General features: G+C 66.8%; 22 protein-coding genes and 1 tRNA gene. 17 read left to right on the top strand and 6 right to left on the bottom strand.

Translation table 11 applies throughout. From position 1 onward, the window contains the following. The first annotated feature begins 8 nt into the window (after positions 1 to 8). Together era and recO are read left to right on the top strand one after the other, a co-directional pair. Positions 9 to 947 (top strand): GTPase Era, encoded by a 939-nt coding sequence (era, locus tag VGN58_RS05015; RefSeq protein ID WP_327482223.1) that lies wholly within the window; start codon positions 9 to 11, stop codon positions 945 to 947. Between the two features lie 22 nt (positions 948 to 969). Continuing rightward, positions 970 to 1,710, top strand: a complete 741-nt coding sequence (gene recO, locus VGN58_RS05010) for a DNA repair protein RecO (protein ID WP_327482222.1) — start codon at positions 970 to 972, stop codon at positions 1,708 to 1,710. A gap of 5 nt (positions 1,711 to 1,715) precedes the next feature. Here the strand turns inward: recO and VGN58_RS05005 are convergent, their stop codons facing one another. Next, positions 1,716 to 2,417, bottom strand: coding sequence for a response regulator (locus VGN58_RS05005; protein WP_327482221.1), 702 nt, complete (start codon positions 2,415 to 2,417; stop codon positions 1,716 to 1,718). Between the two features lie 101 nt (positions 2,418 to 2,518). On the opposite strand from VGN58_RS05005, the gene rlmD reads away from it, so the two are divergent. The 15 genes from rlmD to VGN58_RS04930 all read left to right on the top strand — a co-directional run bounded on the left by rlmD (position 2,519) and on the right by VGN58_RS04930 (position 15,822). Further along, a complete protein-coding gene (gene rlmD, locus VGN58_RS05000) occupies positions 2,519 to 3,886 on the top strand; it encodes a 23S rRNA (uracil(1939)-C(5))-methyltransferase RlmD (RefSeq protein WP_327482220.1) in 1,368 nt (455 codons plus the stop codon). A gap of 168 nt (positions 3,887 to 4,054) precedes the next feature. Further along, positions 4,055 to 4,549 (top strand): CYTH domain-containing protein, encoded by a 495-nt coding sequence (locus VGN58_RS04995; RefSeq protein ID WP_327482219.1) that lies wholly within the window; start codon positions 4,055 to 4,057, stop codon positions 4,547 to 4,549. Positions 4,550 to 4,599: 50 nt separating this feature from the next. After that, complete coding sequence (locus tag VGN58_RS04990; protein ID WP_414710751.1) at positions 4,600 to 4,761, top strand: DUF2256 domain-containing protein; 162 nt, start codon at positions 4,600 to 4,602, stop codon at positions 4,759 to 4,761. After that, positions 4,758 to 6,317, top strand: a complete 1,560-nt coding sequence (locus VGN58_RS04985; protein WP_327482218.1) for a cryptochrome/photolyase family protein — start codon at positions 4,758 to 4,760, stop codon at positions 6,315 to 6,317. Before VGN58_RS04990 ends, VGN58_RS04985 begins: the two co-directional genes overlap by 4 nt. 105 nt (positions 6,318 to 6,422) lie before the next feature. Continuing rightward, positions 6,423 to 7,430, top strand: coding sequence for a beta-N-acetylhexosaminidase (gene nagZ / locus VGN58_RS04980; RefSeq protein WP_327482217.1), 1,008 nt, complete (start codon positions 6,423 to 6,425; stop codon positions 7,428 to 7,430). Continuing rightward, positions 7,430 to 7,999 (top strand): hypoxanthine-guanine phosphoribosyltransferase, encoded by a 570-nt coding sequence (locus tag VGN58_RS04975; protein WP_327482216.1) that lies wholly within the window; start codon positions 7,430 to 7,432, stop codon positions 7,997 to 7,999. Before nagZ ends, VGN58_RS04975 begins: the two co-directional genes overlap by 1 nt. Positions 8,000 to 8,001: 2 nt before the next feature. Next, entirely contained in the window at positions 8,002 to 8,763 is a 762-nt protein-coding gene (locus VGN58_RS04970; protein ID WP_327482215.1) for an S-methyl-5'-thioinosine phosphorylase, read from the top strand. Positions 8,764 to 8,853: 90 nt separating this feature from the next. Further along, positions 8,854 to 9,060 carry a cold-shock protein gene (locus VGN58_RS04965; RefSeq protein WP_055942196.1) on the top strand — a complete coding sequence of 69 codons (207 nt, stop codon included), beginning with the start codon at positions 8,854 to 8,856 and terminating at the stop codon, positions 9,058 to 9,060. Positions 9,061 to 9,159: 99 nt separating this feature from the next. Further along, positions 9,160 to 10,395, top strand: coding sequence for an NAD(P)/FAD-dependent oxidoreductase (locus VGN58_RS04960; protein ID WP_327482214.1), 1,236 nt, complete (start codon positions 9,160 to 9,162; stop codon positions 10,393 to 10,395). 115 nt (positions 10,396 to 10,510) lie between these two features. Further along, positions 10,511 to 11,800: an amidohydrolase family protein gene (locus VGN58_RS04955; protein WP_327482213.1), complete on the top strand. Its 1,290-nt coding sequence runs from the start codon at positions 10,511 to 10,513 to the stop codon at positions 11,798 to 11,800. A 72-nt stretch (positions 11,801 to 11,872) separates the two neighbouring features. After that, positions 11,873 to 12,232, top strand: a complete 360-nt coding sequence (locus VGN58_RS04950) for a hypothetical protein (protein ID WP_327482212.1) — start codon at positions 11,873 to 11,875, stop codon at positions 12,230 to 12,232. Positions 12,233 to 12,821: 589 nt separating this feature from the next. Continuing rightward, positions 12,822 to 13,319, top strand: a complete 498-nt coding sequence (locus tag VGN58_RS04945) for a hypothetical protein (RefSeq protein WP_327482211.1) — start codon at positions 12,822 to 12,824, stop codon at positions 13,317 to 13,319. A gap of 144 nt (positions 13,320 to 13,463) precedes the next feature. Next, positions 13,464 to 13,787 (top strand): hypothetical protein, encoded by a 324-nt coding sequence (locus VGN58_RS04940; RefSeq protein WP_327482210.1) that lies wholly within the window; start codon positions 13,464 to 13,466, stop codon positions 13,785 to 13,787. A gap of 586 nt (positions 13,788 to 14,373) precedes the next feature. Continuing rightward, complete coding sequence (locus tag VGN58_RS04935; protein WP_327482209.1) at positions 14,374 to 14,679, top strand: helix-turn-helix transcriptional regulator; 306 nt, start codon at positions 14,374 to 14,376, stop codon at positions 14,677 to 14,679. A 75-nt stretch (positions 14,680 to 14,754) separates the two neighbouring features. Beyond that, on the top strand, positions 14,755 to 15,822 hold the full coding sequence (locus VGN58_RS04930) for a reverse transcriptase family protein (protein WP_327482208.1): 1,068 nt from the start codon (positions 14,755 to 14,757) through the stop codon (positions 15,820 to 15,822). Positions 15,823 to 16,435: 613 nt separating this feature from the next. Here VGN58_RS04930 and VGN58_RS04925 read toward each other — a convergent pair. The 5 genes from VGN58_RS04925 to VGN58_RS04905 form a co-directional block, all read right to left on the bottom strand. Next, positions 16,436 to 16,521: transfer RNA gene (locus VGN58_RS04925), tRNA-Leu, on the bottom strand. A 61-nt stretch (positions 16,522 to 16,582) separates the two neighbouring features. After that, positions 16,583 to 17,173: a cysteine dioxygenase family protein gene (locus VGN58_RS04920; RefSeq protein WP_327482612.1), complete on the bottom strand. Its 591-nt coding sequence runs from the start codon at positions 17,171 to 17,173 to the stop codon at positions 16,583 to 16,585. 813 nt (positions 17,174 to 17,986) lie between these two features. Further along, positions 17,987 to 19,114, bottom strand: a complete 1,128-nt coding sequence (metX, locus tag VGN58_RS04915) for a homoserine O-acetyltransferase MetX (protein ID WP_327482207.1) — start codon at positions 19,112 to 19,114, stop codon at positions 17,987 to 17,989. A gap of 413 nt (positions 19,115 to 19,527) precedes the next feature. After that, complete coding sequence (locus VGN58_RS04910) at positions 19,528 to 20,547, bottom strand: tetratricopeptide repeat protein (protein WP_327482206.1); 1,020 nt, start codon at positions 20,545 to 20,547, stop codon at positions 19,528 to 19,530. Next, a complete protein-coding gene (locus VGN58_RS04905) occupies positions 20,547 to 20,972 on the bottom strand; it encodes a cytochrome c-type biogenesis protein (RefSeq protein ID WP_327482205.1) in 426 nt (141 codons plus the stop codon). The genes VGN58_RS04910 and VGN58_RS04905 overlap by 1 nt, the downstream gene beginning before the upstream one ends. Positions 20,973 to 20,989 lie beyond the last annotated feature (17 nt).

Raw genomic sequence — 20,989 nt, 5'->3', positions numbered from 1 at the left:
GTACCACGGTGAGTAAATCCCCCGCCCACCGCAGCGGCAGCGTCGCCGTCATCGGTCGCCCCAACGTGGGCAAATCCACCCTGACCAACGCGCTCGTCGGCGCCAAGGTCAGCATCACCTCCAACCGCCCGCAGACCACGCGGCACCGCCTGCTCGGCATCGCCACCTTCGCGGCGGGCAAGGACCGGCCGGCCGGACAGATCGCGCTGGTCGACACGCCCGGCCTGCACAGGCAGCAGGGCAAGTTCTCCGCCTCGGCGATGAGCCGGGTGATGAACCGTGCCGCGCGCGGCGCGCTGGAAGAAGTCGACGCCGCCCTGATGGTCGTCGAAGCCGGCCGCTGGGACGAGGAAGACACGCTGGCCTACCACGTGCTGCGCGATGCCGGCATTCCGGTGGTGCTGGTGGTCAACAAGGTCGACCGGATCAAGGACAAGGCGACGATGCTGCCGTTCCTGGCCGAGGTCGGGCAGGACCGCGAGTTCGCGGCCGTGCATCCGGTGTCCGCGCTGAAGCGCAACGGCCTCGAGGCGCTGGTGAAGGATCTGCTGGCGTTGCTGCCGGAGCAGCCGCCGATGTTCGGCGAGGACGAGATCACCGACCGCAGCGAGCGCTTCCTCGCCGCCGAACTGGTGCGCGAGCAGCTGATGCGCCAGCTCGGCGCCGAACTGCCGTACGCCACCACCGTCGAGATCGAGAACTTCACCACCGAGGCATCGCCGAAGGGCGAACTCGCCCGCATCGGCGCGGTGATCTGGGTGGAGCGCGAGAGCCAGAAGGCCATCGTCATCGGCAAGGGCGGCGCCCGGTTGAAGGACATCGGCAGTAAGGCGCGCCAGCAGATGGAGCACCTGTTCGGCCGCAAGGTGTTCCTGGAAACCTGGGTGCGCGTGCGCGAAGGCTGGTCCGACGACGAGACCGCGCTGAAGGCGTTCGGGTACGAGTGAACCGCCGGTCGGGCCCGATCGGATGCGCCTGAGCGATACCGCCTTCGTCCTGCATGCGCGGCCCTGGCGCGAGACCAGCCTGCTGGTCGAAGTGCTGGGTCGCGAGCACGGCCGGCTCGGCCTGGTCGCGCGCGGCGTGCAGGGGCCGAAAAAGCACGTCCTGCGCGCGGCCCTGCAGCCGCTGCAGCTCATCCGCCTGGAGGGCGACCTGCGCGGCGAACTGGCGCGTCTGGTGAGCGCCGAAGCCCTCGATGCCGCCCCGAAGCCGGCCGGCGACGCCATGCTGGCCGCGTTCTACCTCAACGAACTGGTGCTGCGGCTGGCGCCGCGCCACGACCCGGTGCCCGACCTGTTCGATGCCTTTGCCCGTGCGCGCGAACAGCTGAGGCAGCGCGAAGGGCTGGCATGGTCGTTGCGCCGCTTCGAGCGCGACCTGGTCGAGGCGTTGGGATTCGGCTTCGCACTCGATTGCGATGGCGACGGTGAGCCGGTCGATCCGGCGGCACGCTACCGGCTGGATCCCGAGCACGGCCCGCGCCGGCTGCGCAGCGATCGCGGCCACGAAGAACGCCGCCAGGCCGCGACCGGTCGCGCGCTGCTGGCCCTGGCCGAAGACGTGATGCCGCCGCCCGACGATCTGGCGAGCCTGCGCCTGCCGATGCGGTCGGTCCTCGCCCACCACCTGGGGCCGCGCGGGCTGAAATCGTGGGACATGCTCGGCGAACTGGGCCGCCTGAAGCGTCCGGGCAGCGCGAGCGACTGACGCCGTCAGGACGTCGGCGCGAGCAGCCGCTCGCAGGTCGCCGCGAACGCCTCGCGCAGGGCCGCATCGGTCGGCGCGGCATGCCAGCGCGACGCGATGTCCGCCAACGCCGCGGCACCGGCGAAGCCGCAGCTGGCCTGCAGCCGGTGCAGCTGCGCGCGCAGCGCCACCTCGTCCGCGCGCGCGGAGGCATCGAGGCAAGCGTTGCGGACGGCGGGCAACTCGGACAGGAACAACTGCCGCAGGGTCGCCACGTGCTCGCGGTTGCCGGCGAGCGCGCCGAGCGCTGCGGCGTCATCCCAGTCCGGTGTTGCCGGCGGGAGGATGTTGCCCGCGCCAGTCAGTGCGGCGCGTACCGTCTCCCGCAGCGCCTGGGCCGACAGTGGCTTGACCAGCACGTCGGCGAAACCGGCCTGCAGCAACCGCTCCCGCGTCGCGAGGCCGGTGTCGGCGGTATGCGCCAGCGCACACGGCGCCGCGTTGGACGCACGCAGGCACTGCAACAGGGCCGTCCCACTGCCATCGGGCAGGTTGGCGTCGATCAGCCATGCATCGAACGGCCCGTCCGCCGCCATCGCCTGGGCGCAGTTTTCCGCGACGCGGACCTGCGCCGGCAAGGCCTCCAGCGCGGCGGACAGGAAGAGGACGCTGATCGGGTCGTCTTCCACCAGCAATATCGAAGGCATCGTGCCGTGGGCGAGGGGCATGGTCGGGCTTCCTGCGGACTGGCTGCATCTTAGCCCCGGCGAGCGGCGCCGGTGGCCATGCGACAATGCCGCCCCGCCAGATACACGCAGCCTGACGCCACGTGGCACGCAACCGTCCCCCCCGCATCGACAAGACCCCCTTTGAAGCCGGCATCACCGACCTGACCCACGACGGGCGCGGCGTGGCGCGACGCGACGGCAAGGCCGTCTTCGTGTCGGGTGCGCTGCCGGGCGAGCGGGTGATGGCCGAACAGACGGCCAAGAACCGCCATTTCGACGAAGCGCGGACGCTGGACGTGCTGGAGGCATCGCCGGACCGCGTGACGCCGCGCTGCCCGCACTTCGGTACCTGCGGCGGCTGCGTGCTGCAGCACCTGGACGAGACCCGCCAGATCGAAGCCAAGCAGCGCGTGCTGCTCGAGAACCTGGAGCGCATCGGCCACGTGACGCCGAAGGCGGTGCTGCCGCCGTTGACCGGCGACAGCTGGGGCTACCGGCGCAAGGGCCGCTTCTCGGTGCGCCGCGTCAACAAGAAGGACAAGACCCTGGTCGGCTTCCGCGAGCAGGACCCGCGCTTCGTCGCCGACCTGTCCGAGTGCCATACCGTCATCCCGGAGATCGGCCGCCGGGTGGCCGACCTCGCCGCGCTGGTCGACAGCCTGGACGCGCGCGAACACATCCCGCAGATCGAGTTCATCGCCGGCGACGCCAGTGCCGACTTCAGCGGCATCGCGCTGGTGTTCCGCCACCTGCAGCCGTTGAGCGAGGGCGATCGCGCGAAGCTGGTGGCGTTCGCCCAGGCCAGCCGTCTTGCCGTCTTCCTGCAGCCGGGCGGACTGGAAAGCGTGCATCCGCTGTGGCCCGAGGCGCCGCAGCTGGCGTTCTCGCTTGTGCCCTGGGACGTGTCGCTGGCGTTCCGTCCGCTGGATTTCATCCAGGTCAACGCCGCACTCAACGAGAAGATGATCACGCGCACGTTCGAGCTGCTCGATCCGCAGCCGCAGGATCGCGTGCTCGACCTGTTCTGCGGCCTGGGCAACTTCACCCTGCCGATGGCGCGCCTGGTGGGCGAGGTGGTGGGCGTGGAAGGCGATGCCGGGCTGGTGGCGCGTGCGCGCGAGAATGCGCAGCGCAACGGCCTGGCGAACGCGCAGTTCCACGCCGCCGACCTGACCCAGGACCAGCGCGGCAGCGCGTGGATGCGGCAGGGCCCCTCGACCGGGCTCGGGACAGGCTTCGACAAGCTGCTGCTGGACCCGCCGCGCTCCGGCGCCATCGAGGTGCTGCAGCAGCTGCCGCTGAAGCAGTTCGATCGCATCGTCTACGTCAGCTGCCATCCCGGCTCGCTGGCACGCGACGCCGGGTACCTGGTCAACGAGCAGGGCTATACGCTGGTGTCGGCGGGGGTGATGGACATGTTTCCGCATACCGCGCACGTCGAGTCCATCGCGCTGTTTGAGAGGCGGTGATGGGTGATGCGTGATTGGTGATTCGTGATTCGTGATTCGCAAAAGCGGATCCCGCACTTTCAAACGACGAAACTCGCGCACACTCTCGTAACAATCACCAATCACCAATCACCAATCACCAATCACGAATCACGAATCACGAATCACGAATCACGAATCACGAATCCCATGGCTCTAGAGATCGAACGCAAATTCCTCGTCACCGGCGACGCCTGGCGCGCCGCCGCGCATGAGGTCGTGCCGATGGCGCAGGGCTACATCAACGACATGGGCGCGATGGATCGTGGCGAACAGAAGGCCTCCGTGCGCGTGCGCATCCAGGGCGAGCAGGCCTACCTCAACCTGAAATCGCGGGAACTCGGGCACACGCGGCAGGAGTTCGACTACCCGATTCCCGTGGACGATGCCCGCGCGCTGCTGGCGCTGTGCGTGGGAGGCCTGGTCGACAAGCGTCGCCACCTGGTCCGCCACGCGGGGCACCTGTGGGAAGTGGACGAGTTCCTCGGCGACAACGCCGGCCTGGTGGTGGCGGAGATCGAGCTCGACCATGCCGACGAAGCCTTCGAGCGGCCCGACTGGCTGGGCGACGAGGTCACCGACGATCCGCGTTACTACAACCTGGCGCTCGCCAGCCGTCCCTACCGTCGCTGGCCGCGGAGCTGAACCCGGCGGCGGCGCATCCGGCGACCGCAGGGGCGCGTAGGAAGGGCGACATGTCCGCCACGCCGACCATGCGCCGCAAATCCGACCTGCCACGCAAGCCCTGCCGCACCTGCGGCCGTCCGTTCACCTGGCGGCGCAAGTGGCGCGATGTCTGGGACGAGGTGGCGCACTGCTCGGAACGCTGCCGGCGACAGCGCAAGGCCCGCGCGTGACGCCGCACGGGCGGACGCCGCCGCCGGCCCACACGCTGAGGCTGGTGCTGGGCGACCAGCTGGACCCGCAGCATCCCTGGTTCTCCCGGGTCGATCCGGGGGTGATCCATGTGCTGATGGAAGTGCGGCAGGAAACCGACTACGTGCTGCATCACGCGCAGAAGATCCTGGCCATCTTCGCCGCCATGCGCGCCTTCGCCGATCGTCTGCGCGCGGCCGGCCACCGGGTGCGCTACCTCGCCATCGACGATCCGGACAACCGGCAACAGGTGACGACGAACCTCGAGGCCCTGCTGGTGGCGTACGGCGCCACCGTGTTCGCTTACCAGCCTGCCGACGAATGGCGACTGGATGCGCAGCTCCTGCAATGGACGGCGTCCCTCGATATCGCGGTCGAACGCGCCGCCGACGTCCATTTCCTCGCGGCGCGCGACGAGGTGGGCCGAATGTTCGGCGCGCGCAAGCAATGGCGCATGGAAACCTTCTATCGCGCGATGCGGCAGAAGCACGGCGTGCTGCTCGAACCCGATGGCACGCCGGCCGGCGGGCGCTGGAACTTCGATCACGACAACCGGGCGGCCTGGGGCGGTACGCCCCCCGAACCGGCGGACTGGCGCAGGCCGCACGACCATCGCGCGCTGTGGGCGACCATCGAGGCGGCCGGCGTCGCCAGTTTCGGCGACCCGCAGGCCGGAGCCCTGCGCTGGCCGCTGGACCGCGACGAGGCGCTGGCGGACCTCGAGGCCTTCGTCGAGCACGCACTGCCGTGGTTCGGCCAGTACCAGGACGCCATGAGCACGCAGGCACCGCGCCTGTTCCACTCGCTGCTGTCCTTTGCGCTGAACACCAAGATGCTGCGGCCGGCGGAGGTGATCGCGCGCGCCGAAACGGCCTGGCGCGAGGGCAGGGCACCGCTGGCGGCGGTCGAGGGTTTCATCCGGCAGATCCTCGGGTGGCGCGAGTACGTACGCGGGGTCTACTGGGCGAAGATGCCCGGGTATGTCGCGTTGAACCACTTCGGACACGACACGCCGCTGCCGGACTGGTTCTGGACCGGCCGGGTGCGCATGCGCTGCATGGCCCAGGCCATCGGCCAGTCGCTGTCGCAGGCGCATGCGCACCACATCCAGCGGCTGATGGTGATCGGCAATTTCTCGCTGCTGGCCGGGCTGGATCCGCAGGCGCTGCACCGCTGGTACCTGGGCGTCTACATCGATGCGTTCGAGTGGGTGGAGCTGCCCAATACGCTGGGCATGAGCCAGTTCGGCGATGGCGGCCTGCTGGCCAGCAAGCCCTACGTGAGCGGCAGCGCCTATCTGGACCGCATGAGCGACTATTGCCGCGGCTGCCCGTACGACCGTCGCCAGCGCACCGGCGCCCGCGCCTGCCCGTTCAATGCCCTGTACTGGGATTTCCTGCACCGCAACCGCGACACGCTGGGGCGCAATCCGCGCCTGGCGATGCCGTACCGGCAGCTCGCGCGCATGGACCCGGCCACGCGCGACGCGTTGTCCGCGCACGCCCGTCACGTCCGCGGCACGCTGGCAACGCTCTGAGGCGGCGCGTCCACCGCATGAACGCCGTCGTCTGACGGCCGCGCGGGCTTCTGCGACAATGCAGGCCCCGCGCCCCCGGGCGCCGCCCATGAGGCTTCCACCGCAATGCTCGTCATCGGCATCGCCGGCACCGAACTCACCGCGCAGGAGCGCGACTGGCTGCAGCACGACGCCGTCGCCGGCGTCATCCTGTTCACCCGCAATTTCGCCTCGCGCGCGCAGGTCGCCGAGCTCTCGCAGGCGATCCGCGCCGCCGCGCCGCGCCCGCAGCTGGTCTGCGTGGACCAGGAAGGCGGCCGCGTGCAGCGCTTCCGCGACGGCTACAGCGACCTGCCGGCGCTGGAGGTCTTCGGCAAGGCCTATGCGCAGGACCCGCAGGCGGCGCTGCAGGCCGCCGAACAGCACGCCTGGCTGATGGCCAGCGAGATCATCGCCAGCGGCGTGGACCTGAGCTTCGCGCCGGTCGTCGACCTGGCGCGCGGCAACCGCGCCATCGGCAATCGCGCCTTCGATGCCGATCCGCAGATCGTCGCCGAGTTCACCCGGGCCTACGTGCGCGGCATGCACAGCGCCGGCATGGCCGCCACGCTGAAGCACTTTCCCGGCCACGGCACGGTGCTGGAAGACACGCACTTCGATGACGCCGTCGATCCGCGTCCGCTCGATGTGCTGCGGGCCGAGGACCTGGTCCCGTTCGTCGCCGGCATCGAGGCCAAGGCCGACGCGGTGATGATGGGGCATGTGAAGTACCCGGCCGTCGCGCCGGAACCGGCGGGCTACTCGCCGTTCTGGATCCAGAAGATCCTGCGCGAAGAGATGGGTTTCCGTGGGGTCGTGTTCTCCGATGACATCGGCATGGCCGCGGCGTTCTCCGCCGGCGGCGTGAAGCAGCGCATCCACGACCATCTGGACGCCGGCTGCGACGTGGTGCTGGTGTGCTCGCCGAAGCTGGTCGACGAGTCGCTGAAGGCGGTCGAAGGACGCGCGCTGAACACCGCCGCCGTGCTCGGCGTCCTGGGCCGCGGTGCCCTCGGCTGGGACGGGCTGATTGCCGACGCGCGCTATGGTGACGCGCAGGCGCGCGTGATCGACAACATGAAGGGAGTGGCGTGATGGAACCGCTGGGTACGCCGCGACCGAAGCTGGCCGAAGCACTGGCCAACGCCGACCTGCTGGTCGACCGCGCGACGATCGATCGCGCCATCACCGCGATGGCCGCGCCCATCGCACGCGACTACGCGGGCGAAGTGCCGGTCTACCTGACCATCATGCACGGCGCGCTGCCGTTCGCCGGCCAGTTGTCCCTGGAACTGGGCGCGCTGGGACTGGATCTGGAATTCGACTACCTGCATGCCACCCGCTACCGCGGCGAGACCACCGGCGGCGAGCTGGTGTGGAAGCACCGGCCGGCCACGGCGCTGTACGGACGTCGCGTGCTGCTGGTGGACGACATCCTGGATGAAGGGCACACGCTGCTGGCGGTCAGGCAGTGGTGCCTGGAGCAGGGCGCGACCGACGTGCGCATCGCCGCGCTGACCACCAAGCGGCACGACCGCTGCGTGGACGGCATCTGCGCCGACTACGTGGGCCTGGAGGTCGCGGACCGCTACGTGTTCGGTTTCGGCATGGACTACCACGAGCAGGGCCGCAACCTGCCGGGCATCTACGCGTTGAAGGAATGACCATGGGCGACATCGCGCTCGCCGTCATCGGCGGTACCGGCGTCTACAGGCTCGCCGATCTGCAGGATGTGGAGACCCGTGAACTGGAGACGCGCTTCGGTGCGCCATCCGGCCCGGTCCGCATCGGCACGCTGGACGGACGCCGCGTGGCCTTCCTCGCCCGTCATGGCGAAGGCCATTCGGTGCCACCGCACCAGGTCAACTACCGCGCCAACCTGCAGGCCCTGAAGGATCTCGGCGCCACCCGCGTGCTGGCGCTCAACACCGTCGGCGGCATCACCGATGCGTGCGGACCGCGCGTGCTGGCCTGCCCGGACCAGCTGATCGACTACACCTGGGGTCGCATCTCGACGATCTGCGAAGACGGTACCGATGGAAGCGGGGGCAGCGGCGTGCTGCATGTCGACTTCGGCGATCCGTACACGCATTTACTTCGTCAGCAGATCCTGTCGGCCGCCCGCGAGGCCGGTGTCGCGGTGGTCGATGGCGGTTGCTATGGCGCCACCCAGGGCCCGCGCCTGGAGACGCGCGCGGAGATCCGTCGGATGCGCCGCGACGGCTGCGACCTGGTCGGCATGACCGGCATGCCGGAAGCCGGTCTGGCGCGGGAAATGGGCCTGGAATACGCGTGCCTGGCCATCGTCGCCAACTGGGCGGCGGGCTGCGGTACCGACGAGGAAATCACCATGGACGAGGTGCTGGCGAACGTGGCGGCGGCGTCGGCCGGCATCCCCGCCCTGGTCGCCGCACTGGCACGCGGGTGATTGTCAACGCGCGCGGAGCTTTGCATACTCGGCGGGTGTGACGTCACGCCACACATTCCACCCGCATCCAGAAAAGGAAATACAAGCGCTATGCCGTACGGTACCGTGAAATGGTTCAACGATGCCAAGGGCTTCGGATTCATCGCGCCAGAAGATGGCAGCGCCGATGTCTTTGCGCACCACACCGCCATCAACAGCAAGGGCTTCCGCAGCCTGCAGGAAGGCCAGCGCGTCAGTTACGAGCTGACCCAGGGCCCGAAGGGTGCACAGGCGTCCAACATCACGCCGGCAGCCTGATCCAAGACGATTTTCTTGAACCCCGCTCCGGCGGGGTTTTTTAACGCCTGTCGTTTCCGCCGCACCGGTTCACCGCACCACGAAGGACGTCCGCGCGCCATGCACGCCCAGCACATCGCGATCATCGGCTACGGCACCGCCGGCCAGGCGGCGGCCTTGCTGCTGGCGCGCGACGGCCACCGCGTGGAGGTGTTCGAGCGTGCCCCGGAACTCGGACCCGTCGGCGCCGGCTTCCTGCTGCAACCCACCGGTTTGCAGGTGCTGTGGGAACTGGGCCTGCTGCCCGACGTGATGGCGCACGGCCGGCGGGTGAACCGCCTGTACGGCGAGACGCCCTGCGGTCGCGCGGTGATGGACATGCGCTACGCGGGACTCGATGCCCGGCTGTTCGGCCTGGGCATGCAGCGCGGCGCGCTGTTCTCCTTGCTGTCGCAGGCCTGGGCGGCGCATGGCGAAGTGCATCGCGGCCACGCCATCGAAGCGGTGAGCGACGACACCCGTCGCATCCGCGACCAGCACGGTCGCTGGCATGGCCCGTTCGACCTGATCATCGCCGCGGACGGATCGGCATCCAAGTTGCGCGCCTTCACCGGTGCGGTGAAGCGCGACGCCGTCTATCTCTGGGGCGCCTTGTGGCGGCTGGTGCCGCAGGGCGACTGGGCCTGGGGCGACGAGCTGCGCCAGCGCTACGTGGCGGCGCGCAAGATGATCGGCCTGTTGCCGGTGGGCACGCGACCCGGCGACGACACGCCGCGGCTCAGTTTCTTCTGGAGCCTGCCGATCGCGGACTTCGACGCATGGCGGACGCGAGGACTGCCGGCATGGCACGACGAAGTGGCGCGCCTGTGGCCTGAGGCCGATGCCTGTCTGGCCGATACGCTCGACGCGGAGCAGTTGGCGCGCGCCAGCTACCGCGATGTCACCCTGCGGCAGTGGCATCGCGATCGCCTCGTCGTGCTGGGCGATGCCGCGCACGGCATGAGTCCGCAGCTGGGGCAGGGCGTCAACATGGCATTGATGGATGCGCTGTCCCTGCGCGATGCGCTGCGCGCGCAGTCCGCCATTCCCGCCTCATTGAATGCCTACCAGCGGGAACGCCGGGCGCATGTCGGCGTCTATCAGTTCTGGAGCCGCTGGCTGACTCCGATCTTCCAGTCCGATCTGGACTGGGTGGCCCATGCGCGCGATGTCGCCTTCCTCCCCGCGGGTCGCCTGCCGGGCGGACGCGGCCACATGCTGCGGGTACTGAGCGGCACGCAGCACGGATTCTTCGGCAGGCTGACGCTCAAGCCGGAATTCCTGCACGCCCTCGATAGCCTCCCGCACGCGCGGTAGCCGCGACGTCCATCGCGACCGCACATCCCGGTCAGCATCGCCCATGGCACTATCCTGCATCGATGCGGGGCGGGGACACGACCGCCTGCCACCCCACCAGCCGGGATCACAGGCCATGCCGAACAGACTGCGCCATGTACGCGCGAGGACGGGAGTACTCATCGCGCTGCTTCTCCCGATCCCCGTCGCCGCGCAGGATCTGGCCATCGTCGGCGCGCGCGTGTATCCCGCGCCCGACGCCGCACCCCTCGACGACGCCACGGTGGTGATCCGCGACGGCCGGATCGTCGCCGTGGGGACGCGTGCCAGCGTGGCCGTGCCCGCCGGCCTGCGCGTGGTCGACGCTCGCGGAAACAGCGTGACGGCGGGTTTCTGGAACAGCCACATCCACCTGATCACGCCGCCGTTCCTGTCGCCCGACGCGCAGCCGGCGGCCGCGTTGGACGAGGCCCTGCGTGAGCGCTTCACCCGCTGGGGCTTCACCACGCTGTTCGATATCGCCTCGCTCCCGGGCGATGCGCGCGGCCTGCGCACACGCATCCAGCGCGGCGAGGTGGTCGGCCCGCAGGTGCTGACGGTGGACATGCCGTTCTTTCCCGAACACGGCACGCCGGTCTATGTGCGCGAGCTGTGGGAGCAGACCAAGGCGCCGAGTGCGGAAGTGGCCACCGCCGAACAGGCACGCTCGCGTGTGCGTGCACAGATCCAGGCGGGCGCCGACGGCGTGAAGCTGTTCACTGGCGCCATCCTCGGCGGGCCCGGCCAGGTGTTGCCCATGCCGGCAGACATCGCCAGGGCCGCGGTGGACGAGGCGCATGCCCACGGCAAGCCGGTCTTCGCCCATCCCACCGACCGCGCCGGGCTGGACGTGGCGGTGGACAGCGGCGTGGATGTGCTGGCCCACGCGGCACCGGATGCGGGCGCGTGGTCGCCGGATTTCGTGGCGCGGTTGAAGGCCGGCAACGTGGCCTTCGTGCCCACGCTGACGCTGTTCGACGCCGAACTGCGCCGCGAAGGCGTGCCCGAGCCGGTGCTGGCGAAGTTCGTCGGCGCAGCCCAGCAGCAGCTCGGTGCCATGGCGCAGGGCGGCGGACAGGTGCTGTTCGGCACCGACGCGGGCTACATCGATGTATATGACACGCGTCTCGAGTACCGGCTGATGGCCGCGTCCGGCCTGGACTGGCGGCAGATCCTCGCCAGCCTGACCACGGCGCCGGCGCAGCACTTCGGTCAGGCCGCAGAGCGTGGCCGCGTTTCGGAGGGATTGGCGGGTGACCTGGTGCTGCTGGGCTCGGACCCGCAGGACACGCCGGAGGCGTATGCGGATGTGCGGATGACGGTGCGTGCTGGGCGGGTGATTCATGAGGCGGCGGTGACGGCGGATGCCGTTCCCGACGGCGACTGATTCACTACTTGCCGGACCGTCGATGTCATCCGTCGTTATCCATCTCGCTCGGCCTCCAGAGGTTGGTCCCGCATGACAGACATCCATGACGCTCCTGGGTTCGGTGACACGGTCAGGATCAGGCACACGACGGAGACGGTCCAGGCGGGCATCGCCGGACATGAAGGGACGGTCTATGGCTTCACCACGCCCTCCGTCACCGGCGTGGAGACGGTCGGCGCACTGGCGGACGACTTCGCGCTCAATGTGCATGTCGAGGCGTTGAACGCGGCCTTCTGGCTCGACCCTAGCAATATCGGGCTGGTCTCGCGTCCCGATACGCTGGCGCTCACGGTCGGTAACAAGCGCATCGTCCTTACGCGGACGGAGGACGGCTATCAGGAGGAAAGCGAGGACATCGTGCCCTCCCGTCCATGGTGGAGATTCTGGTAGCAGATGAGCGTGGGCCTCGTGTGAGACCGCGGTAGCCGGAAACGGGAAGAGGGGTCAGGCGGCGCTTGCCTTCCTGCAATCCAGCGTGAGACGCCATGGCGCGGGTGAGCGCATGTCGACGACACGGCGCATGACGTCCGGCAACATGGCCGACGATACCAATCCCTATGGCGCGACATACGGCGGGATATGTCGCGCCATATGCGCATGTATGTCGCGTGATACCGATCGGTATGGCGCGTGATACCGGTTGGTATCTCGCGACACACTCCTCGATATGGACGGCCATATGCGGCGATATGTCGCGAGATGCCGGCACGCATGTCGGGAGACACTGCGCCGTATGGCGCGCGATATGCCTCGATATGTCGCGAGATACCGATCGGTATCTCACGTGATACCGGTTGGTATCTCCGTCCATGACCACGCGTGTGTCGCGACACACGGTGGGATATGGCGCGACACTCGCTGAGTGTGTCGCGCGGGCAGGACGGATGAAATGTTAGAGGTTTTTTCTTGCGCGGCGTCCTACAGTGGTGGTGCCCACCAGAGGGTGGGTTATCCCAACGACAAGGAAACAAGGACGACCATGAGTCAGAACATCGTAGACATCACGTTTGAAGAAGCCTCACTGGCCAATGTCGACGCCGCCCTGAGGACACTGGATGCGGGGTTGACCGGATTGATCGGGCTGGACCCGGTGCGGCGGCGCCGGTTGCACAAGATGGGCGACAAGTCGGAGGCGTTCTGCCGGCTGGCGGTGGATGTGTTGACGGCCAATCCGCAGATCCTGCCGCCGACGTTCGACCTGGCCGCGCTGCAGCGCGATGTCGCGGCGCTGGACGCGTTACGGGCACGCACGGTGGTGGTGATGCGCCTGTACCAGAAGATGCTGGACACCGAGATGGCCCTGGGCAGCGACATCATGTCCAACTGCGTGGAGGGCTATCAGCTGCTCAAGCTGGCCGGCAAGAGCGGCGGCCTGGATACGCTGCGCAAGCAGATGTCGGTGCGGTTCAAGTACAGGCGGGTGAGGGATGAGGAAGAGGGCGAGGAGTCCGCACAGGAGGGTGACGCGGTGGTCTGAGGAATGCGGATGTTTAGTGCTTAAGTGCGCAGCGAATGGGGCCTTAGGGGCTCCATTTGCTTTTTATGGGGTGTTGCGGCGATGGGTTACACGTAGGTTGGCCACCCTCTGTTCGATATGTTCGCGGGCCGCAGGCTGCTGCGTATGGCGCAGGGCGTGGTGATTACTGGTGGGCGCGAGGTATCGGGCAACCGGGCAGGGTGGTCGGTGCCGAAAGGGGAGCTAGTGTCGAAGCTGCAAGCCCTGCTGCACTCGGGCGACCTTCGTATTGCCGCCAGCCTGCCCGATGCCGCTGTACTCGCCCGGGAACTGCAGGACTTTCGGGTGCGCTTTACAGAAGCCGGCAATGCCACGTTCAACGCCCGCGAAGGGGCGCACGACGACCTTGTTCTGGCGTTGGCGCTGGCGGTGTTCGTTCTGTCCCGGCCTGAGCCCGTGGACGCCGTTCGGGTGGAGTGGGTGCGTTAACGAGTTCACAACGATGAATGAACATTATTCGCTACCTGCGATCAGGATGTTGACTCTCAGCGAACAATCTGTATCATCCATCCTCGTACGGTGGTTGGAGATTGCGGCAGCGGTAAAAGTGGTGGCCTGTTCGGCACTGTGGGGGCGAAAGCCTCTTTCCTTGCTAAGTGCATGACGACGGCGTCGTGAATCGATGACGGAGTAATGGATGAGGCGACATAGGCCGTCTTCGTGAGAAAGACGGGGTTGGTTGTTTGAGGTGAAAAGCTAGCGGGTACTCCAAAACTTCAGCGGATTTGTCAGTTATGGCCGTGAGACGGCTAGCTCAACCGGAATGGTTCCGGGGACAGCGAATCGTCATAACTGATAAGGATTTTTCCGATGAACGAACCAGATAGTAATCGTACCCCCCGCAAGCCGTCCCGACTGAAAGCATTGTTGAAGAGCTCGACTCTGAAGACCGTGTATAAGGTCGCGCATTACGCATACGTTGCCTACAAGCTCGTATCTAATTTGATTGACTGGATTTCACAGTTGATGGACTAACCTCTTACTTCCATTCACTCTAATGCTTGGAGGTTCAATCATGTTTGGCGAAGCCCTCCGTTTAGTTCGCTCCTTTCACGATGTGAATCAGGCCGAGCTAGCGGATGCTCTTGGAATTTCTCGCTCTTATCTATCTGAAATTGAGTCGGGCAAGAAGGTGCCTAGTTTGGATTTGTTGCAGAAGTACTCTGCGCATTTCAGCATCCCGTTGTCGTCCTTGATCTTGTTCTCTGAGAACGCGGGGGAGTCGCCGCGCGATCTAAAAGTGAAGAGCATGCTGGGCGAGAAGGCGATTGCGATCCTTCAGTGGATCGAAAAGAAGTCTCTATTCAAGAGTGCTGCCTGAGCCATGGGGCGCGCTCGACAAGGACGTTATGCGCTTGATCAGTCGCCCCTTTACAAGGTGACTTCTAAGCGAAAGTTGGCGGCTTTGTTGCAGGTTTCTGTTCGCGATTTGCAGTTCCTGGCTTCTTTGTCCGACAACTATCGAGCGTGGACGTTGCCGCAGAAGCGGCAAGAAGTTTTGGCAGGGATGCCCGCCAAGAAGCCCCGCTCTATTCAGCAGCCGAAGCCATTGCTGGATGCTGTGCACCGGCGAATTTCGGCTTTGTTGTCACGCATCCAAAAGCCGGGTTTTGTGTATTCCGCGACTAAAGGTCTCGACTACGTCGATAACGCGCGGCAACACATGAATGCCCATCGCGGTGTGAAAGTAGACATCAAAGATTTTTACCCCTCGGTTCGGTCTCGATTGGTGCGCACCTTCTTTGAAGAAGTCATGCGCTGTGCTCCGGATGTTGCACGCCTGCTGACGAGAATTTGTTGCGCGGGTGATGTGCTTCCGACAGGGAGTTCAGTCAGTCCTCTTCTTTCTTATTTCGCTTGCTCTCGGATGTTCGCTCGCATAGCAGCGCTGGCAGAGAGGAAGGGCATGGTATTCACCCTCTATGTCGATGACATGATGTTCTCGGGTGAAGAGGCTACGCGGCAGTTTGCTTCCGAGGTTGTGCGGGAATTGGCAGCCTATGGATTTGTAGGGCACAAGATTTCTTACTTCCCGCCCGGCTCGGTAAAGGTTGTCACTGGGGTTGCGGTGTGGCACGACAGAGTCTCGCTGCCGAGGCGGCGTTATCGAAAGATGCGGATTTTCCGCTCAGCTCTGGATCGTGAGAAGTCTTACGAGAATGCTCAGTTGCTCGCGGGCACGCTAATGGGGCAGTACAGGGAAGCCGAAAGGTTGCACCCTGGATCGCGTGCCCATGCCAGCGTCATACAGGCTCGACTTGAACTTATGCGAGCAAAAATGTTTGGGCCTTTGACGGCTGTCCCGGCGGCGAAAGTGAAGAAGGCCAAGCGGCCGATTGCATTGAATCGTGCTCAAAAAAGCTTTCTGCAACTGCGTGAGCGTTTGGCAACTGTTACAGACGTGAGCGTTACGCCTGTTTTTGCGGCTTCAGAAGCTGAGGCTACTTCCTCGGCTTCAGCCTAAGTGCTGGCGCGTGGGCGAAAGCCTCGCCATACCCAGCCAATGGAGTAGCCGAGCGCGAGCACAAACAGAAGCGGCGTTGGCCAGAATAGAAACGCCTTAAGTGCGTAGACCCTTACGTCGGAAGGGTGCTCCGTAAGCTTTCGCCGGTGCTCTGCATTTATCGCGATGACTTCATCACGAAAGATGACCTGGCTCAGCTTCGCTTACGCTAGATTTGTTCTAGCCAAGCGATCATCTGTTCGGATGTCGGGTATTTCTTTCCAAACGAATCGCGAACCTCGTAGCCGCTCACATGTTGTCCTTCGGCTTCGGTGACCTTAGCTGCGATGGCCTCGGTCGCGTCATAAATCCAAGCCGAGCGGACGGACTCGATTTTCGGTCGGCTGTCGTACGCAACGAATGCGACGAGTAGACCCCACAGCACACCCAGTACAACCCACAGCCGAAGCCATCCCCCAAGTCGCATAGCTCACACCCCGCAGTCCCCTCTGCGCAGTCTACCCACGGGGCGAGCGTAGCGAGCAATAGCAGCCGTTACGGGCCAACTACGGGCCAAAACATGTTGCAGAAAAACGAAGGGGCTAGGCCGCGAAGCCTAACCCCTTGTTTTGTTTGGTGCCGAAGGTGGGACTCGAACCCACACGGTTTTAAGGCCGGCGGATTTTGAGTCCGCTGCGTCTACCATTCCGCCACTTCGGCGCGGAGGCCGAGTATAGCCGAGCCCGGCCCCCCACCGACAGGGGCGCGGCCCCGCACCGCCTCAGTTGACCTGGTCCGTCCCCAGCAAGCGCTCACCGCGGCGCTGCCAGCCCTCCGCGCCGGCCTCGTCCTCCGGCGTGAAGATGCCGCAGCGGACCATCGTGCGCTGGTACACATGCAGACTGACCGCGATGGCCTTGTCGCTGGGATTGCGGATCGTGTGGTACTCGTGCGGTGGAATCAGGCTGCCCGCCGAGCCCGTGCCGGCCTCGATCGTGCCCGCCGGCACGAACCGGTAGCGCACGTCATCGTGCTCGGCCAATTCGTACTGCGTGATCTCCAGTCGTCCCCGCCACACCCCTTCCACGCACCACATGCCCGAATGATCGTGGATCTTGGTGCCCTGGCCCGGGCCCCACGTCATCGCGATGACGCTGTAGCCATGCTCCGGACTGGTGTACAGCTCACGGCGCGCGTAATGGTCGGAGATCGGCTCCAGCACACAGGCCGGCAGGTGCACGTCTTCGTCGCAGATCAGTTCGCACAGCGACTTGCGCAGCGCATCGGTGACGGCACGGTCGTCGCCCAGGGCGACGGCGGCGTCCAGCGACGCGACCAGCTTGTCGGCGCCGGGAAAATCGAGGGTCATCAGGCGGCCCCGGTAAGAATGTGTGCCCAGTTTAGCCGGGTGGGGCGGGGAGGGGGTTTTGCGGTGCGGGATGTGGTGGCCGTTCCCTCGTCGCGCCTCGCGGGAAGACGAGAACAGCGTCGGCGGTTTTCGGCAGGAGCCGTAGCGTGCGCTGTGCGCACGACGCGCGGTGGTGCGGTCATGGGTCGTGCGCGCGGCGCACGCTACGCCCGCGTCGCGCTTCGGGTCCCTGTGCCGCCGGTGACCGAAGGAGTTTCCGTGGGGGTGAGGGCGGGCGGAGTGGGGTGGGTTCGGCGGCGCGCACACCCTCATCCGGCGCTGCGCGCCACCTTCTCCCGGCGGGAGAAGGGAAAGTAGCGTGCGCTGTGCGCACGATGCGCGGTGGTGGGGTCATGGGGTCGGGCGCATGGCGCACGCTACGTCCGCGTCGCGCTTCTGGCCCCTGTGCCGCCTGTGACCGGAGGAGTTTTCCGTGGGAGGGAGGGGGTGGGGTGAGGGTGGGCGGAGCCGGGAGGGTTCGGCGGCGCGCACACCCTCATCCGGCGCTGCGCGCCACCCCGTATCGAGTACGGGGCAGGCTCTTCTCCCGGCGGGAGAAGGGGAGATGTAGCGTGCGCTGTGCGCACGACGCGCAGTGGTGGGGTCATGGGTCGTGCGCATGGCGCACGCTACGTCCGCGTCGCGCTTCGGGCCCCTCTCCCATCGGGAGAGGGGTTGGGGTGAGGGTCGGCGGAGTGGGGTGGGTTCGGCGGCCCGCACACCCTCATCCGGCGCTGCGCGCCATCTTCTCCCGGAGGGAGAAGGGAACAACGGGGCTCATATCTCCGCCAGGAAATCCCGTACCGCCGGGCCGAAGCGCTCGAAATCCACCAGGAAGGCATCGTGCCCCTGTGGCGACTCCAGCGGCAGGAACTCGGCCTGGGCGCCGCCGGCGGCCAGGCCTTCGGCGATCTGCTGTTGCTGCTGCAACGGGAACAGGATGTCGGTGGTGGCGCCGATCGCCAGCGCTCGCTGCACGCGGATCTTCGCCAGCCCCTTCATCACGTCGCCATCGGCGCGCTCGTCACCGGCGTATTCCGCCAGGTCGAACCAGTCCATCGACCGGCTGAGATACAGATAGCAGTTGGGGTCGAATCGGCGCACGAAGCGGCGCGCATGGCCTTCCAGATAACTCTCCACCTGGAACTCCAGGCCGAACGGCTCCTCGTCCGGGCGGTCCGACTCCAGCCGCACCCGGCCGAAGCGGCCATCCCACTCCAGCGCCGAGCGGTAGGTGATCACGCCCAGCTTGCGCGCCATGCGCATGCCGGATTCCGGATACGTGTCGTCGTCGTACTGGCCGCCGTTCCAGTTGGGATCCAGCCGGATCGCCTCGCGCTGCAGCGAGCGGATGGCGATAGAGAACGGCAGCGCCTGCGCACTGCCGGAGATGTTGATGTGCGTGCGCGCCGCGCCGGGATGCAGCAGCAGGTAAGCCAGCGCCGTCATGCCGCCCATCGAGTTGCCGATGATGCAGGCCAGTTGCTCGATGCCCAGTCCGCGTACGACGTCGAACGCGGCGTTCGCGCCGTCTTCCACCGACAGCTCGGGGAAGTCGAGGCGGTACAGCGTGCCGGTGTCCGGATTGACCGAGGCCGGTCCGGTCGAGCCCTTGCAGCTGCCCAGTGAATTCACGCACACCACGAACCAGCGGTCGGTGTCGATCGGCTTGCCCGGCCCGAGCATCGCCTCCCACCAGCCCTCGGCGTCGTTGCCCGGATTGCGCGCCGCATGCGCGTCCGGCGACAGCCCGGTGACGATCAGCACCGCATTGTCGCGGCGCTCGTTCAACGTACCCCAGGTCTCGTACGCCATCCGCGCCCCATGCAGCATGCCGCCGCGCTTCATGCGGAACGGCGAGGGCAGGGGATGGAAGCGGGTGCCGGGAGGGATGAATTCGGTCATCCCGGCAGTGTAGGCAATGCGGCGGGGCGATGCCATTTCGTGGGGCATCGTGGTGGTGCAGAGGTGCGATGGCAACCATCGCTTTCCTTCTCCCCGCTTCGCAGGGAGAAGGAGAGTCCCCGCGCGAAGAAGGAAATACCTACTTGCGGCACCACGCGATGGATGATTGGGTGTTGCGGATGGCGAACACCGTCATGCGCGTTTCCCTCTCCCTGCAAAGCGGGGAGAGGGTGCCCAACGGGCGGTTGAGGGGCGAACGGAGAGGAGAGAATGACGTTGCGATCGGCGGTCAACGTGCGCCTACGACGAAGCGTGAAGGGTTGCGCGCGAAGCGCGCCCCTCATCCGGCCTTCGGCCACCTTCTCCCCGCTTCGCAGGGAGAAGGAAAGGCAGTAGTGCCGCGTGATGCGGCCTTATGGCACCACGCGATCGATCGTCAGCGTGTAGGTGTTGCCGGCCTTAACGTCGGCAGTGACGGCGGCGGCTTCCAGGTCGCCGGTCTGCGCGGCGGGCCCGCTGCCCTTGGCGATGCGGGCCACCAGCTGCACCTGGGGCAGCTGCGACAGCTTCAGTGTCGGCATGGGGCTGTCGCCGTCGCCGAGTGGCACGGTCACGGGGAAGGCGGACACCGGCAGGCGCTTGGCGGCGACCGGCATCGGTGGACCGCCGATCTGGCGGGCGAACACGAACAGCGTGTCGCCCGGCGCCAGCTTGTCCTTCAATGCCGGCGCCAGCTCCACGGTGACCGTGAGCAGTGCGGGCGCTGTGTCGGCCGAGGCGGCCGGTGCGGTGTCCGCGAGCGGCGGCAGGCCGGCGTCGGCGCGGGCTTCGTTGATCTGCGTGCGCAGGGTGGCGGCGGTGTTGGGATCGACCTTGGCCAGCAGCGGCTCCCAGGTCTTCGCCGCTTCCGCGTGCCTGCCTTCCTGACGCTGCGCCAGGCCGACGAACCACAGGGCGCGCTGGTGGTCGGGATTGATCGCCACGGCCTGGTCGAGCAGGGCGATGGCCTGCGCGTCCAGCTTGCGCTCGGGGTTGTTGAACAGGCGTGCCTGTGCGGCTTCGACCAGCAGGTCGGCATCGGTGGGCAGCAGCTGCACGGCGCGCTCGAACGCCTTCTGCGCATCGTCGAAGCGCTGCAGGGCGGCGTAGGACTTGCCCAGCAGGCGCCAGCCTTCGGGCTCGTTGGGCTGTTTCTGCAATTCCGCTTCCAGCTGCGCGACCGCATCGTCCAGGGTGGCGGGCATGGCGGCGGAGGCCGCCTCGGGCGCGAGCGCGGCCGGCGTGCCGACCACGCGATACAGCGCGAACGTGGCGATGCCCAGCGTCGCCACGCCGGCGATCACCAGACCGCGTGCTTCACGCCACAGCGGCCACAGCACCGCCAGCAGCACGGCCAGCGACAGTACGATGGCGAGGATCACGAAGACGGTCATCACCACTCCTGGTCGGTATCGTCGGTGGCGGGTGCCGGCTGCTTCGCGCGCTTGGCGACGATGCGGCCGACCCACACGCCGCCGGCGAGCAGGAGCAGCAGCGGGCCGAACCAGAGGATGTAGGTGCCGGGCGCGACGTCGGGCTTGTACAGCACGAATTCGCCGTAGCGCTCGACGAGGAACTGCTTCACCTGGGTGTCGTCCTTGCCCTGGCGCATCAGGTCGAGCACCTCGCGACGCAGGTCGTGCGCGATCTGCGCGTTGGAGTCGGCCAGCGACTGGTTCTGGCACATCACGCAGCGCAACTCGGCGGTGAGCTTGTGGAAGCGGACTTCCTCGGCTTCGTCGCGGAATTGCAGCGGGGTGGGATCGCTGGCCTGCGCGAAGGCGGGGAGGGTGCAGAGCGCCAGCAGCAATGCGAGCACGTACCGTAGAGCCGAGC

The sequence above is a fragment of the Pseudoxanthomonas sp. genome, from assembly GCF_035999195.1.
In the GTDB taxonomy this organism is placed as follows: Bacteria; Pseudomonadota; Gammaproteobacteria; order Xanthomonadales; family Xanthomonadaceae; genus Pseudoxanthomonas_A.
Note: the sequence above shows the minus strand (reverse complement) of the source record. Positions and strands in the feature narration are given on the sequence as shown.